Origin of the sequence: Marinococcus halotolerans DSM 16375 (assembly GCF_000420725.1) — a bacterium.
GTDB classification, from domain to species: Bacteria; Bacillota; Bacilli; order Bacillales; family Marinococcaceae; genus Marinococcus; species Marinococcus halotolerans.
Map to the genome: position 1 here is coordinate 17981 of NZ_ATVM01000028.1, position 13906 is coordinate 31886.

A 13906-nucleotide genomic window follows, 5' to 3' on the forward strand; every position below is an offset into this window, starting at 1 on the left:
TCATTCCTGCCTAAGGGCTTGTGGTATGTTTACCACGAGGTGAATGATGAAGTTACTGAATGACATCATTCCTCTCCTGATAAAGTCTCCTGCTTTTGATATGCCTCTTTGTTTAAAAGTGTTAAAATTTAGAAAAATACCCATTTGTTAAAAGGAGGAATTGATGGATGAAACAGGTACGTACTATGTTCTTCTCCGTGCTTATTATGTTGCTATTCGTCCCGGACGAGGCTTCGGCAGAAACAAAAACGAAGGAACACACCCTTGCAGCATCCTCTGATGAAGCCGTCACCACCCAAACAGAAAACGGCATCACGGACTATTTGGATGTCCCTCCCCTGCTGTCAAACAATCATATAACCTACCTTTCTTCTTCCGTGCTCTCAGCCCATGCCACAGAGCCTGAAGACGAGGAAATGACCATTCATTTTTTGGACGTTGGCCAGGGGGACAGCATGCTCGTAGAGTCTCCAACGGGAGAAACGATGTTGATTGATGGAGGCCGCCAGTGGGAAACCGATACGATTCTTTCTTATCTGGAAAAAGAGGAAATCGATGAGCTGGACTGGGTCGTAGGGACCCATCCGGATGCGGATCATATTGGCGGGCTCATAGGAGTCCTTGAAGAAGTGGAAGTGAAAAACGTACTCGATAGCGGGAAAGAGCACACCACGGACACCTACCTGGATTATTTAGAAGTTATTGACGAACAAAACATTAACTTTGTGGAAGCTCAGGAGGGAGACGACGTAGATGTGGCCCCGCTGGCGCAAGTTCAAATTTTAAACGGGTATAATGAAAGTAGTGATTTAAATGAATCCTCTATCGTATTGCGCGTTTCTTATAAAGATATAGATGTGATGTTCATGGGAGATGCCACCGAGGAGAATGAAGAGGAAATACTAGAACAATACGACGTGGAAGCGGAGATTTTGAAGGCCGGCCACCACGGAGCTGATACTTCCACGAGTTCGTCCTTCGTGGATGCCGTTGATCCGGAAGCAGCTGTGCTGTCCTATGGCGATAATAACTATGGACATCCGGACCCGGATGTTATGGAACGTTTGCGTGTTCATGACACGGATTTATTCAGTACCGATGATAGTGGACATATCACGGTAACGACTGAAGGAAACCATTACGACATTCACGCTCAACCGTGGGATGGAACAGAGGAAGACACTGATCCAGCGCAAGAATTGGTTAACATAAATACTGCCGGCTTCGAAGAGTTACAGGAAATCACAGGGGTGGGACCGACACTTGCTCAAAACATCTTGGATTACAGAGAAGCAAATGGACCGTTTGAATCCATGGAAGAGCTTGATAATGTCCCTTATATTGGCCCTGCCACCATCGAAGAAATGCGTCCAGACATTACACTTGGTTAGGAGGGGTTAAATGGAAAAATACACCGTTGACCGATTGGAAGGAACTCTTGCGATTCTTCTTTTGGCTGGTGATGAATCCGTGCAAAGGGAAATAGACAGAGAACAGATGCCAAATGGGCTTAAAGAAGGCGATGTCGTCGAAATCGAATGGAATAGCAACGGTTCCATTCACTCAGTCATGTTAAAAACCGAAGAAACTGAAATCAAAAAAGAAAAGGCCCGGTCGCTTCTCCACAAATTGAAAAACAAAAGATAACGATCATTACAAACATCAAAAAAGGAGGGACAGGCCAAAAACTGGTCTGCCCCCTCTGTTTTATACCTCCTCTAAAAGACGGTACGCTTTATCAGCATGGATCGAAATCACGTCTCCCTGTTTAATTACTTCTTCTTTTTTTAGGGCGCTGAGAACCGCACTCGTCGTTTCTCTGGTGGATGCTATCATGTTTGCGATATCAGCATGCGTTAATTTCATATCAATGGTCTGCCATTCATGATACCGTTTCCCCTCCTTTTCGCTCAACTTTAACAGTAGAAACAAAATCCGATGCTTCACATCCGATAACTCGATCTTTTCACTCATCGAATACGTTTCTTTCAACCGGTTCGATAGAATATTGATCAGCTTCAGCGCAATCTTGGGATGTCGCTCCATGAACGATTCGAACGCTTCCACGTTAATAACGCAGACACAAGTATCCACCATGGCTTCAACGTAGACATTTTCGTCTGTTAACGTCATGGAATCTGTTTCTCCAAAAATATTTCCACTCGTCAAAATATCCACCGTAAACTGCCGACCCTGAGGATTCATCCGATACAGCCGCACCTGTCCCTGTTTTAATAAAAACAGAGCTGGAATGGGTCGTTCCGGGGAAACAATGACCGTCCCTTTATTGATCCGATGCATGTCACTTAGGTGATCAATGGTCTGTAGTTCTTCCTTCGTCAATTCTTCGAATAAACTAATTTGAGAAATCATCGAACGCTTGTCCATGGTCCCCTTCTTTCTTTATATCGATATCATACCTTTGCAACCAATATAGCTCATTTCATCATGTTTATCGATTTTTACCCAGACACCGAAGGGTATTTTTCGAATCAAAGGGCACTCCTGGAATATACATATTATTCCTGCTCCCGTGTTAATACTCTCACGGCCAGGGAACCAGATGAAGATTTCATTTTTTGAACCGTCCCTGCTCGCTCTAATTGCTCCACGGCATCACTGATTTCTTTAGCATGAACGGGAAAGGACATTCTCTTTGAGACTTCACGCCCTAATGCCGACATCTCCCATTCATGCTTGCTAGAGACCAGGCAGCTTATCACTACTTGTTTCAAACGTTGCGTGTGCATACACTCCCCCTGTTACTTCCTATGCATTCTCGCACAGCTGTGTTTTATCGATGTGATTGTTAAACCCATCCGCAGCAATACCCACATAGAGCACTTCTTCCTTGCTGATCGCTAATTGATCGGTCACTTCCCAAAAATAAGCGGCGCCTGCTTCTTGAAGGAGTTGAAGATGCGGTTCTATTCGGCGGCGTTCGTGGTGACCCATGGACAGAAATACCTTCTCCTGATGCATCAACGCCCCTTCCAGGTCCTGATGCAGTTCTTTCGACAAACGGCGCACGGCTTTTTGAATTTTATAGCTTTTCAACGATACGGCCATTGGCTTCTCCCTTTCTTTGCTTCATGAATTTGTTATTGTTGGGTGGCAAAGGTACGATACTGCCTGGGCGTACACCCATAGATGCTTTTGAAGCATACGCCAAAGTAACTGGGACTGGAAAACCGCAATTGCCGGGCAATGACTTTTACTGACGCGGAAGTCGTTTGCAACAAATACGCTGCCTCCTGAATTCATTTGTAGGTGATATAGTTGGATATGGACATGCCCAATTCCTCATTCACCAACCGGGATACATGACTGCGGGACCTTTTCAACTGCCGGACGAGGATCTCCGTGTTTAGTGGATGGTAGAGTTGCTGCTCCACAATGGTAATCACCTTCGAAATAATGGGGTTGTTGTAGGTCCGGATGTCTTCGTTCCACATGGTGTCGAGCATCCCGTCGACCAGCACGTCAATGCCTTCCTCAAAATCCTTTTCCTGTTCCCATGCTTCCATGACATTAATCAGCGCCACCGACGCCGCCAATGCTTTTTTGTCGTACGAAAAGGTCTGGGTGTAGCGATCCAAAAATCCTCCGACGAGAAAAAAGTAATACTGCTGGAGCACCTGGAATCGTTTCTCCTTATCTGGTTCCAACGATATCATCTGGTAGATCGTTGCTAATGCTTCTTTGGCTTCCCGTTTCCGGCTTCGAAAGATACGATCAAAAAACCGGTTTTGTGCCATATATAACTCTACCAGGCCCTCATTTTTCTCCCGGGCCATTTTTTCTATTTCCTGCTCGTACAGGGAACGGAAGCGATCATAATTGGTGGTCATGGGGAACGGTCCTTTACTTGATATATTTTTTCTCTTTCCTTAATCTACAACATCTCTTCCTTGATATCTATCAATCATTGCTCAAAAACTGTTAATAAACAATCATTATTATTAATATTAAATAATTTTGCTATTAAAAACATCTTTCTTTTTCATAACGCTTGGCTGATCCTCCCCACGTAGAATGAGCGCTGTTCTATTAATTTATCATTATTTATATCAATGAAGCCTCGTAAATGTTTTCTTTTTCCATTTTCATCTTTATTTATACTAGATTTCCTCTATGATAGTATTCACATAGCATTCTTATTTCAGGAGGCTTTATATAATGAACGATGGAGATCACCAACAGGATATCAGGGACTCCGAAGCTTCGGTGGTATTAGCTTCCTTTTGGGCCCCGTGGTGTACGCCATGCCATCGGCTGCCCTACATTTTAGATAAGGTGCATCAACAAATGAAGGAACAGGTGGCGATTTTCCCGATAAACGTGCAGAAATCCCCTCATCTTACTGAAGAGTTTGAAGTGAACGTATTGCCTACCCTGCTGATTTTACGCCAGGGCCACATCCTCGAACGTCTGGAAGGGCTTCATTCTTCTCCGGAAATTATCGATTACTTGAAACCTCATATTCAAAGGTAATTGGGAGGAATGAAGAGGGAACCGAACGTTCGCCGCTCCCTGGCTCTCTCTTTTCGTTTCGCAAGGATGAAGGCTATCGTGGTTCTTTCGCTCTTATTCCACCTCTACACGTATACATTATAGCCTTAATTTTCCTGATACATCCCCTTCCTACTTTTTTCCTTTTGATGATGTGCTGATAACGATAAAACAAGTTTAAATCCTTTCATCACAGGCATTTCCCCAACTCTTTTTCTTTTTAGCAAAGCTTTTGTTTCTTTATTTAGAAAACAGCAGTATCTTCTCTGAAAAATTTCTGGTCCCCCATTCGGCCATCCCGACCCGTATAATGAAGAACGAAGGAGGTTCAGTCCCTTGCAATTATTTTTTATCATCTTTTTTTGCTTATGTTTATTCTTCCCTGTGCTGCACCTGCTCCACTGCCTTCCCTGGTTCCGGGAAACGGATGAACGACAGTTGGCGGCCCCCGGAGGCCGGACAGGCATCAGCATTATTATTCCCTCCTACAATGAGGCCGGCATTATCCGTACCTCCATTCAGAGTATGACGGCATTGGATGCGGAAACAGCCGAAGTTCTCTACATCGATGACGGTTCCCGGGACGATACTTTTATGCTGTTGAACGAAGAGCTCGGCCTGCACATCTGTGAGAAAAAAGCCCTTGGTTCTCTCCCTCATCAGCCCGTGGAAGCGGTGTACCGCTCGTCGCTGCATCCGAACATTTACGTCATCCAAAAAAGGAACGGCGGGAAAGCGGACGCCCTGAACGCCGGTATTGAATACGCCGCAGAAGAGGTCGTGGTGACCCTGGATGCTGATACGGTTCTCACGCCGGAGGCGCTGCCCATCATCAACAACAAATTTTCCGATCCGGATGTGGTGGCCGCCGGCGGCATGGTACACGTCCTGCAGACCAAAACCGCCTCGCCATTACGGAAGCTCACCCTCGCAGGCACCAGCATGCTGCTCCGGGTCCAAATGCTCGATTTTCTGAAGGCATTCTACGTCACCAAGCTGTCGCTGGCCCGTTTTCAGGCGCTCGCGATTATTTCGGGCGCTTTTGGTATTTTTCGCAAGGATGCCCTGCTTGATGTCGGCGGGTACCGGTCCTCGGTGGGAGAGGATATCGATATCACCCTGAAAATCCACCGCTATATCGGCAGGCAGAAAAACAAAAAGGTTTTATTGCTGACCGAGGCGATCAGCTATACCGAGCTGCCGGAAACGTGGAAGGACCTGTTTAAGCAGCGGATCCGGTGGCAGAAATCCTACATGGACTGCCTCGTGCACTTTCGTACGTTTTTTGCCCGGACGCTCGTCACAAAGGCGGTATCCTTTTTCTATATTATTGAGTCCTTAGTCGTTGGCATTTTAGCTGCTTACGTTACTGCCGGCTTCTTTGTCGCCAACGCATTCCTGAACATGGCGTTTGTCTTTGTCGGCTTTATCGTCGTCTATATGAGCTACATATTCGTGTTTAATTTCATCTATAATATGCTCGCCCTCCGCCAGGTGAACCATTACGGGTTTACGTTTAGCAAAGGCGACCGCCTCCGCCTGCTTGCGACCATTGTCTTTGACGTCTTCGTGCACCGGTTTATCACGATGTATTTTGTCATGTATGGAAGCATCGCTTATTTTTTCAACAAAGACTGGAAAAAAGTCTCCCGCACGGGAAACCATTACGACCTGCAGGCAGCACCGACTGAATCCAGAAAGAAATATTAAATACAAAGGGGCGGCCTGAGAAATGAAATGGAAAAAAATCGTATTAATCATCGGCACCAGCCTCGGCGTCATGCTGGTGGTCGCCGGCAGCTACGGGTGGAACCTGGTTGCCACCACTTTTACGGCCATCCAGGAAGACGTCGACCGGGCCGAATCCGAAAACCGGCTCGACACGATTAATTTTGACGAGGGAGACCCCTTTTCCGTCTTATTGATGGGCGTGGACGAATCCGGGGGCCCGGATGACCCCAATCAGCGGACGGACGCGCTCGTGCTGTTGACGGTCAATCCGGACACGAAATCCACCCAGATGGTAAGCATCCCCCGGGACACCTACACCACCATTGCCGGGGAGGGGGAAAAGGATAAAATCAATCACGCCTATGCGTTTGGCGGGAAGGATGAAACGATCCGCACCGTTGAACAGTTGTTGGATGTGCCTGTCGACTACTTTTTCCAGGTGGATATGGCCGGCTTTGAAGACATGGTTAACACCATCAATGGCGTCAGCGTCGAAAACTCATTCGCCTTCACGTATAAAGGCACCCATTTCGCCGAAGGCTCCCAGGAATTAAACGGAGAAGAAGCCCTGAAGTATGCGCGCATGCGCAAAGACGACCCGCGTGGAGATCTGGGACGCCAGGAACGGCAGCGTGACCTTCTTCTTGGAATGATGGAGAAAGGCACCGACATCTCTTCTGTCCCGAAAATCAAAAGCATTCTCACCGTTGTTGAAGGCCATGTGCGCACCAATTTCCGGCTGAAGGATGTTTGGTCCGTCCAATCAAACTATCAGCCCGCCTTCGACCAGGTGAAGCAGCATGAAATCGAAGGGGAAGACGGCGAAATGGACGACACGTATTATTACATGCCGGACCATGAACAGGTGCAGGAACTGTCGGACCGGCTAAACCAGCACCTGGAAATCAAACATCCCGATGATCGCGCGTAACGTTTTCAATCACTGAAGGAAGGCCCTTATTCTATTCCCGTGCCACGGGGCCCGTTACATGCATGGTATGTACGATAAATGCAAAAACCTGGGGAGGAAATAATGAAACCAAGAATCCATCAAGCCTTACACAAATTAGATAAACATGCGAATGACAATATTTCCGAATCACTCCTTCAGGGCCAACCAGCCTTGATGTATCTAAATGGAAAGCAAGAACAGAAATTACAAGATATTTTCTACTTTCTGCGCGTAGAGAATCTTGTTCACATGGAATCTGTGGGCGAATATGATTCGCTTTCTTCTCCCACGTCCCATGTCGTTAGAGCCATTCCCCTGCCAAAGCTCGTGCATATACTTCACGATCAGGAGGCCGAATAAGTTGTTGTCCACTGGAATGGATTTGTTCCTAGTGGACATTATTTTTTGTCCTACCCTACTGACCCTTAGGAACATATAAATAGGTTCTCCGTTTATCACATAGCGTAATGATTATCTACATCATCGGAATGATCAGAAGATACAGTTGTTAAGAAATTACCATCTCTTTCTTTGAACAATGGCACCCGGCACACGAGAAAAGGCCTCCAACATAAACTGTCGGAGACCTTTTCCTTTCACCTAACATGACTTAGTTGTTCTGACCATACCTAGGATGAGAAGCATCAATGCTTTTACGAACTCTCTTCATCATCTGCAAAGCGGCAATGAAAAATAAAATAAAAAATTCTGAAAAATGATACGATTGTTGATCCCAACCATTCTCCGTTTTTTACAGATTCAGTACCAGCACTTTATCGCGAAGCATCGAATCAATGCTTCTTCCAATGCCCTGAACGCCCTGACCCGAATTTTTCACTCCCAGGAACGGAAAGTGGTCGGGGCCACGAGAGGTTTTGCCGTTCACCTGAACCGTGCCTACGTTCAGCTTATCGGAAATCGCGAAGGCATTCTCCAGATTTTTCGTGAACACACTGGCTTGAAGACCATACTCGTTACGCTTTTCCAGCTGAATGGCTTCCTGTTCACTCTCCACCCGCAGGAAGGGAAGCACCGGTCCAAACTGTTCTTCCCAGGCGATGGCCATGTCTTCGGTTACATGATCCAGCAGGGTCGGCCCCAGCAGGTTCTTTTCCTTTCCCCCTTCAAGGATGACTGCAGCTCCCTGACTCCGGGCGTCGTCAATCAGCCTGGTAACGTTATCTGCTGCCTTCTGATCAATCATTGGCGTGACACTCGCGTCTTCTCTGGATGTGCCTACTTTCAGGGCGGACACGATATCTTTTACTTTCTCTACGAGTTCATCCGCGACACTGTCCATCACGATCACACGCTTGATCGCTGTGCAGCGTTGGCCGGAATAGCTGAAGGCTCCACTGACAATTTCTTTTGCTGCTTGATCCAAATCGGCGTCCTCCAGGACAATCGCCGGGTCTTTGCCGCCAAGCTCCAGCACCACTGGGATCATGGATGCTTTTTTTGCAATATGTTTTCCGGTATCCGTTCCCCCGGTAAACGTAATCATATCTATCAAAGGATGAGTTACGATGAAATCGCCAATCACCGATCCCCGTCCCGTAACTACGTTTAATACGCCTTCCGGCAGCCCGGCTTTCACGAGTGCCTGTACCATTAATAACCCACTAATAGCCCCCTGCGTCGCTGGTTTGAAGATCACGGTATTGCCGGTAATAAGCGCCGGTGCAATTTTGGAAGCGGCCAGGTTGACCGGATAGTTAAATGGTGAAATCGCCAGGACAACGCCGTGAGGAACCTTCTGCACCATCGCTTTTGTCTGCTTCGTCGCTCCGGGAAAGGCATCCCCCTGAATAAAGCTTCCGTGTGTCCGAAGCCCCTCTTCTGCTGTATGGCGAATCAACTGGGCGGTACGCTTCACTTCACTTTTTCCCGAGGAGAGCGTTTTTCCTACTTCCTGGTGGATCATTTCCCCAATCTCATCGGTCATCTTTTCCAACTCTTCGGCCCACCGGTGAAGCAATTCCGAACGCTCATGACCTTCTCTGGCTTCCCATGCTTCCTGAACCTCAGCGGTGCATTGAACCGCTTTGTCCACTTCCTCCTGACTTAACGCTGGTACTCTTCCTACCACTTCATGGTCATCGGGGGCATAAATAGGAACCGTTTCTCCGCTCTCACTCCCGATCCATTGATTGTTAAGCAGCGTTTCAAACACATCTTCCGTTTTGCGTGTCATCATCTTTTCTCTCCCCCTCGATGTTTTTAACCTCTAAAAGGTTAATGTTTTCTATTAAACCACATTAGGGGTCTCATCAACAAGTCCCAAAACTAAGTAAACAGATTAGAATCATCGGGATAATGAAGTACCAATTCCGTTTCCGTTAATTTTGACTGTAAACATAACGGCCCTTATCGGAAGCTCTTTCAATAAATGAAACAATAATACAATGATTCAATTATACAAAAATTCAATTTTCTTTGTTTCTGAATCGATGGATTATTCTTTATTACGCTCTCTCGAACTTTTACAAACGTTTTCTTTTCTTGATTCGTTTGACCGTAGACAGGCCGCAGTTCATACGTTTGGCAATCTCCTGTTGGCCGTAGCCTTGCTCCAGAAGGTTCAAAATCATATAGTATTTGTCCCGGTGCTTGCCTTCGGGACTAAATTCGGTTTGACGGCCCTTGTACTTGCCCTGTGCCTTTGCAATCGCTATGCCCTGATCTTGGGCTTCTTTCCGTTGCTTCCATTGTTCTTCGGCCATCCATGCAAACACTTCTTTTAAAAGGTTCATCACCATCTGGCCCACGATTTCCATTTCTCCGTACTTCCGGGTGTCTAAAATTGGCATGTTCAGCACCACGATATGCACTTTCATTTTCGTTAAGACTTCCCATTCCTGTTTGATACCTTCCATGCTCCGGCCGAGCCGATTAAGGTCATGGATGAATAAGGTATCTTCTTCCCGTAAAAAGGCTTTGGCTTCTTCCCAGCCTTTACGCTTCATTTGTCGGCCGGAATCTTTATCCGTAAAGATTTTTTCGCATCCAGCTTCCCGGAGTAACTGCATCTGCCGTTCTAAATTCTGTTCATTGGTACTTACTCTTGCATAGCCGATGTGTTTGCCAGCCATATGGTTGCGCTCCTTTGCTTAGTTCTTCGCATTGATCGGTTCGGTATGTGTACAGGCCGGATAGTGACTGCAACCCATGAACGCCCCGTGTTTTGATGTACGCTTTTCCAACAGACCGCCGCAGGCCGGACATTTTCGTTCTTTCGGCTTCACGGTTTCAACCACGGTCTTGGCATCAAGGGCCGGATTCACCTGCGAGAGCCACCGCTGCAAGTCCTCCCGATCAAACAGCTTCACGCCCGTTTTTTCAGCGCCGTTTTTGGCGCTTTGGGTGAACAAGCTGTTCGTTAATACCCATGCTTCATCAGCTTGGAAATAAGTTTGAGCAAAATACACTTCCTGTACAGCTTTGATACCCACTTTCTTGTTCACGCCGTACCGTTTGGCCTGTACGACAATCCGGTTCTCTTTATCTAAAATGAGATCCGCTCCGTAGTCGTGAGACGCCTTCGAGCCTTTGGCCTTATATTGCAACTGCCGGAACAGCTCGACCAGAAAATACTCGAACTGCGCTCCGTCCATCTGATCGATGGACGGAAGGCCGCTGTCGATGATGCGCTGGAACTGCCGCTTTTTCTGCCATCGTTGGTAGAAATAAACCGCCCCTTGCCCCAGGAACACCAAAACCACCAGTACGATCACAGCTGTTATAAGAGTTGAAATCGAAAAGCCTTCCATCGTAACGCTTCCTTTTCTTTTATCCGATTTTCCCTATTAAACGGGAATCATTTCTTTCGCAAGAAACACAATCATTAACAATATAATGCCTGTCATGCCAAGTTTCGTAGCGAGTTCTTTCTTTTGCTTCACGAAGAATAAGAAAGCTGTTCCCCCGATCACTACCACCATAGCGATGCTCCATAAAACATCAACGATCGTTTCCAGTGTCTCGATGGTCGTTGTGATCGAACCATCTATATCCATTCCATAGAGAATGATATTCACCACTGCAAGCACCGTTACCAAGCAGGTAATACCAAACGAAACCCATTCAGCTTTCCGGTAAAAGTGAATAAATAAGAACACGAATAAAATCAAACACACGATATTGCCAATAAGTATCACAACATTTCTCCTTTCTTTTATTTCTTTCCTATGCTATTCGCCGTCCTAATGATCTACTCATTGGTCAAATCAATACTTGAGCGAAAAAATAAAGAAGCATCATTGGCACTAAAAAAGCAATGCCGGCTGTAAGAACGAATGCATACGCTTGTCCTTTCGTTACATAGAGGATGATGAATAGAATCGCCATGCCGCTAATCAGTACAAAGGTCCAAGCGGCATAAAAAAACTCTTTTAATTTTTCCACGGAGAACATCATCAACAGCTCCTTATATAGCAAAGTAGATTATCGTCATAAATGCGATATGTAATCCGGCCGCCGTCCCAAAAATAACCTTAATAATAGCATGAGAACGGCTATGAAAGATAAAACCAAACACGATCAGATGAACAACGATGAAACCGACAATAATCATTCCGAGGGTCTGGCGATCAATGCTGTTAAATAGTTCTATGATGTTCATGGTAAAAACTCCTTTTCGATATAGTGATGGTGGCCGTATCTATATGAACGGGTTTGATGAAGTTACGATTACAGCGATTAAAAGGAGAAATAAAGCATTGACGCCTATACTGACCATATACTTTTTCATTCCTCGATCACTAATGATGGCTAGTTCATTGAACAGGGCCAACGGCACGAACAAAACCATTTGAAGCCCGTATATACTTATAAATATATTCATTACTATTTCCATATTATCCCCTCCATACTGTTGAATGTAAATGAACCATTTAAAAGAACCCTAAAAAACATTGATCTGCCAGCATTTCGCTTTTGTCCTTTCGGGTATACTCAAAAGAACTTCAAAAAGTAAAAAAAGAAAATCTATGTTTCTATCTTTCTTAATCCTTTAATTAGTTACATGTTTATTTCTTTTTCTTTAATGGGATTGGTCGTTCATATGATCTTAGAAAATTTTCAACGTCCAATTCTCTATAATTTATATCCAGATTTACGCCATGTACTTTTAACATAAGTAAAGTAATAATTCCCTTTAGAAGCTGGCATATTTCAGTTAATTTTCTAGTATTCATTTGAGAAATATCATTACTGTGGCTTAGGTTATCTCTCGTCTCAACAATGTCTTCTGCTAATTTATTGATATTTTGATTTCTTGATATTGCCTTTAAATTTTCACTAAACTCTTGTTTTTTGAAAAACAATTTCACCAACTTTGCAAAACCTTTTTGATTAGCTTGTTCGAATCTATTTTTTAAAGCTGTTCTGTACTCTTCTTTTAACGTATCTTGAAGAGCATCTACTGCTTCAATGTATTTATCTTTCTTTTTATTTAATTCGTTCTTATCTTCATAAATATAATTAGATTCATTAGCCTTTGCGAAAAGCTCTAAGCACCGAGCGTAGTGCAGAAATTTATCCTCTAATAGCCCTGGTGTTCTTTCTACTGCTGCAAAAGTTATCCAAGCATCCAAATAATCTGTGGAAATTGGTTTCATCACAAAATCAAGTACGTTTTCCTTCATATTGGTCATGCGGTAGTTAACATTAGTTTTATCTATTTTATTTTCAGAAGTGTCCTCAATATCAGCGATAAGTAGTGGATTATCATTATCGTCATAATAATATAGTTCTTGATAAGAAATATTGGTGTTCGTTAAAAATGACAATATGCATCTAATAAAAAACAAAATCATTTTCGTGTTATCGAAAGACTGATTGGTTTCAGTCTCTATACTTAAATACACATCTTTATTAGAAGACTCTTTTGTATTTTTCAAAGAGACAATATATTTTCTCTCCTCACCATCCAGCCTAACAAAATGATGAGTGGACGTTGAGTTACTAGGGAGAACGGAAGCAAGCTTAGTAAACTTAGCTTCTATTTTTTTGCATGTGAAGTCGTTTATGTTTCGAAAACTCCCCTCTACCACTAGATTAGCCTTTAGTACACATATATTGGTTTTCTCCCTATAAGATTTCTCGAAATACTCAAATACCGAAAAAACTTTGTTGTCATTTTCAGAAACAAAAATGATAGGAACGTCCCTATAACGCAAAAAATTTCTAAGTAAGGATTCACGATGAAAATCTTCAATGGTAAGTTTATTATCACCATCATGTAGCTCTAGCGTACTTTTATACTTTTTAGTTCCGATAGTGCAGTAACCATTATATGTATTATTAATTTGGCTTCCCTCAATTCTATTTTATTATAAGAAATGATTTTAAAAATTTTCCAATTCGCTATACTAATACTCTAATGTTGCAGTTTTGAAAACAAATGTTGGTCATGGATTTAAATATTGGAAATCATCGACAATATCATCCAACCGATGGCTTTGCGGGTCAGGCGACGCGATAAGCGTCATATACGCTTTCCAGGGTCGCGCCCGCCCGGGCGCGCTGATAAATATCCGCAATCTCCCGCCGCCGGTGATCCTGATGACTGGCATGAAAGGCTTCACTGATGGTGCCCGCAAATGCCCAGGCAAGCAGCAGCCAGGCGGTTTGGAGGAGAAGCAGGTAGCGTCGGATAGCCGGGGCGCTCCGCAGCCGGTACCCGCCCATCGACAGCTTGCCCTTGGCTTC

18 protein-coding genes and 1 pseudogene are annotated in these 13906 nt (G+C 44.6%); 6 read left to right on the forward strand and 13 right to left on the reverse strand.

The annotated features are described in order from the left end of the window. Positions 1-167 precede the first annotated feature (167 nt). Together G548_RS18425 and G548_RS0115070 are read left to right on the forward strand one after the other, a co-directional pair. A complete protein-coding gene (locus G548_RS18425; protein WP_022794981.1) occupies positions 168-1391 on the forward strand; it encodes a helix-hairpin-helix domain-containing protein in 1224 nt (407 codons plus the stop codon). Between the two features lie 10 nt (positions 1392-1401). Continuing rightward, positions 1402-1647, forward strand: a complete 246-nt coding sequence (locus G548_RS0115070; RefSeq protein ID WP_022794982.1) for a DUF3006 domain-containing protein — start codon at positions 1402-1404, stop codon at positions 1645-1647. 60 nt (positions 1648-1707) lie between these two features. Here the strand turns inward: G548_RS0115070 and G548_RS0115075 are convergent, their stop codons facing one another. The 5 genes from G548_RS0115075 to G548_RS0115090 all read right to left on the reverse strand — a co-directional run bounded on the left by G548_RS0115075 (position 1708) and on the right by G548_RS0115090 (position 3851). Further along, positions 1708-2388, reverse strand: a complete 681-nt coding sequence (locus G548_RS0115075; RefSeq protein WP_022794983.1) for a Crp/Fnr family transcriptional regulator — start codon at positions 2386-2388, stop codon at positions 1708-1710. Positions 2389-2519: 131 nt separating this feature from the next. Beyond that, positions 2520-2750: a hypothetical protein gene (locus tag G548_RS0115080; protein ID WP_022794984.1), complete on the reverse strand. Its 231-nt coding sequence runs from the start codon at positions 2748-2750 to the stop codon at positions 2520-2522. Positions 2751-2769: 19 nt separating this feature from the next. After that, positions 2770-3069 carry a hypothetical protein gene (locus tag G548_RS0115085; protein ID WP_022794985.1) on the reverse strand — a complete coding sequence of 100 codons (300 nt, stop codon included), beginning with the start codon at positions 3067-3069 and terminating at the stop codon, positions 2770-2772. A 32-nt stretch (positions 3070-3101) separates the two neighbouring features. Next, positions 3102-3260, reverse strand: coding sequence for a helix-turn-helix domain-containing protein (locus G548_RS19730; protein WP_084687379.1), 159 nt, complete (start codon positions 3258-3260; stop codon positions 3102-3104). Beyond that, positions 3261-3851, reverse strand: coding sequence for an AraC family transcriptional regulator (locus tag G548_RS0115090; RefSeq protein WP_022794986.1), 591 nt, complete (start codon positions 3849-3851; stop codon positions 3261-3263). Between the two features lie 328 nt (positions 3852-4179). On the opposite strand from G548_RS0115090, the gene G548_RS0115095 reads away from it, so the two are divergent. The 4 genes from G548_RS0115095 to G548_RS0115110 all read left to right on the forward strand — a co-directional run bounded on the left by G548_RS0115095 (position 4180) and on the right by G548_RS0115110 (position 7555). Further along, complete coding sequence (locus tag G548_RS0115095) at positions 4180-4494, forward strand: thioredoxin family protein (protein WP_022794987.1); 315 nt, start codon at positions 4180-4182, stop codon at positions 4492-4494. Between the two features lie 354 nt (positions 4495-4848). Then, a complete protein-coding gene (locus G548_RS0115100) occupies positions 4849-6222 on the forward strand; it encodes a glycosyltransferase family 2 protein (RefSeq protein ID WP_022794988.1) in 1374 nt (457 codons plus the stop codon). A 22-nt stretch (positions 6223-6244) separates the two neighbouring features. Then, positions 6245-7174 carry an LCP family glycopolymer transferase gene (locus tag G548_RS0115105; protein WP_022794989.1) on the forward strand — a complete coding sequence of 310 codons (930 nt, stop codon included), beginning with the start codon at positions 6245-6247 and terminating at the stop codon, positions 7172-7174. A gap of 102 nt (positions 7175-7276) precedes the next feature. Continuing rightward, on the forward strand, positions 7277-7555 hold the full coding sequence (locus G548_RS0115110) for a hypothetical protein (protein WP_022794990.1): 279 nt from the start codon (positions 7277-7279) through the stop codon (positions 7553-7555). A gap of 391 nt (positions 7556-7946) precedes the next feature. Here G548_RS0115110 and G548_RS0115115 read toward each other — a convergent pair whose 3' ends face one another. The 8 genes and pseudogenes from G548_RS0115115 to G548_RS0115155 form a co-directional block, all read right to left on the reverse strand. After that, positions 7947-9392, reverse strand: a complete 1446-nt coding sequence (locus G548_RS0115115; protein WP_022794991.1) for an NADP-dependent glyceraldehyde-3-phosphate dehydrogenase — start codon at positions 9390-9392, stop codon at positions 7947-7949. Between the two features lie 286 nt (positions 9393-9678). Then, positions 9679-10287, reverse strand: coding sequence for a recombinase family protein (locus G548_RS0115120; RefSeq protein ID WP_022794992.1), 609 nt, complete (start codon positions 10285-10287; stop codon positions 9679-9681). An 18-nt stretch (positions 10288-10305) separates the two neighbouring features. Continuing rightward, positions 10306-10965, reverse strand: coding sequence for a restriction endonuclease (locus G548_RS0115125; RefSeq protein ID WP_022794993.1), 660 nt, complete (start codon positions 10963-10965; stop codon positions 10306-10308). 36 nt (positions 10966-11001) lie between these two features. Then, positions 11002-11352: a hypothetical protein gene (locus G548_RS0115130; protein ID WP_022794994.1), complete on the reverse strand. Its 351-nt coding sequence runs from the start codon at positions 11350-11352 to the stop codon at positions 11002-11004. Between the two features lie 64 nt (positions 11353-11416). Continuing rightward, on the reverse strand, positions 11417-11608 hold the full coding sequence (locus tag G548_RS0115135) for a hypothetical protein (protein ID WP_022794995.1): 192 nt from the start codon (positions 11606-11608) through the stop codon (positions 11417-11419). Between the two features lie 13 nt (positions 11609-11621). After that, positions 11622-11816, reverse strand: coding sequence for a hypothetical protein (locus G548_RS0115140; RefSeq protein ID WP_022794996.1), 195 nt, complete (start codon positions 11814-11816; stop codon positions 11622-11624). A 406-nt stretch (positions 11817-12222) separates the two neighbouring features. After that, positions 12223-13248, reverse strand: a complete 1026-nt coding sequence (locus tag G548_RS0115150; RefSeq protein ID WP_156847960.1) for a HEPN domain-containing protein — start codon at positions 13246-13248, stop codon at positions 12223-12225. A 415-nt stretch (positions 13249-13663) separates the two neighbouring features. Further along, positions 13664-13906, reverse strand: a pseudogene (locus G548_RS0115155) (IS701 family transposase); the annotation flags it as partial.

Excerpts from the sequence above, each read along its gene's own strand:
- G548_RS0115080 (WP_022794984.1), bottom strand. The coding sequence starts at position 2,750 with ATGCACACGCAACGTTTGAAACAAGTAGTGATAAGCTGCCTGGTCTCT.
- G548_RS0115075 (WP_022794983.1), bottom strand. The coding sequence starts at position 2,388 with ATGGACAAGCGTTCGATGATTTCTCAAATTAGTTTATTCGAAGAATTG.
- G548_RS0115085 (WP_022794985.1), bottom strand. The coding sequence starts at position 3,069 with ATGGCCGTATCGTTGAAAAGCTATAAAATTCAAAAAGCCGTGCGCCGT.
- G548_RS0115125 (WP_022794993.1), bottom strand. The coding sequence starts at position 10,965 with ATGGAAGGCTTTTCGATTTCAACTCTTATAACAGCTGTGATCGTACTG.
- G548_RS0115070 (WP_022794982.1), top strand. The coding sequence starts at position 1,402 with ATGGAAAAATACACCGTTGACCGATTGGAAGGAACTCTTGCGATTCTT.
- G548_RS0115105 (WP_022794989.1), top strand. The coding sequence starts at position 6,245 with ATGAAATGGAAAAAAATCGTATTAATCATCGGCACCAGCCTCGGCGTC.
- G548_RS0115090 (WP_022794986.1), bottom strand. The coding sequence starts at position 3,851 with ATGACCACCAATTATGATCGCTTCCGTTCCCTGTACGAGCAGGAAATA.
- G548_RS0115140 (WP_022794996.1), bottom strand. The coding sequence starts at position 11,816 with ATGAACATCATAGAACTATTTAACAGCATTGATCGCCAGACCCTCGGA.
- G548_RS0115115 (WP_022794991.1), bottom strand. The coding sequence starts at position 9,392 with ATGATGACACGCAAAACGGAAGATGTGTTTGAAACGCTGCTTAACAAT.
- G548_RS0115095 (WP_022794987.1), top strand. The coding sequence starts at position 4,180 with ATGAACGATGGAGATCACCAACAGGATATCAGGGACTCCGAAGCTTCG.
- G548_RS0115120 (WP_022794992.1), bottom strand. The coding sequence starts at position 10,287 with ATGGCTGGCAAACACATCGGCTATGCAAGAGTAAGTACCAATGAACAG.
- G548_RS0115110 (WP_022794990.1), top strand. The coding sequence starts at position 7,277 with ATGAAACCAAGAATCCATCAAGCCTTACACAAATTAGATAAACATGCG.
- G548_RS18425 (WP_022794981.1), top strand. The coding sequence starts at position 168 with ATGAAACAGGTACGTACTATGTTCTTCTCCGTGCTTATTATGTTGCTA.
- G548_RS0115135 (WP_022794995.1), bottom strand. The coding sequence starts at position 11,608 with ATGTTCTCCGTGGAAAAATTAAAAGAGTTTTTTTATGCCGCTTGGACC.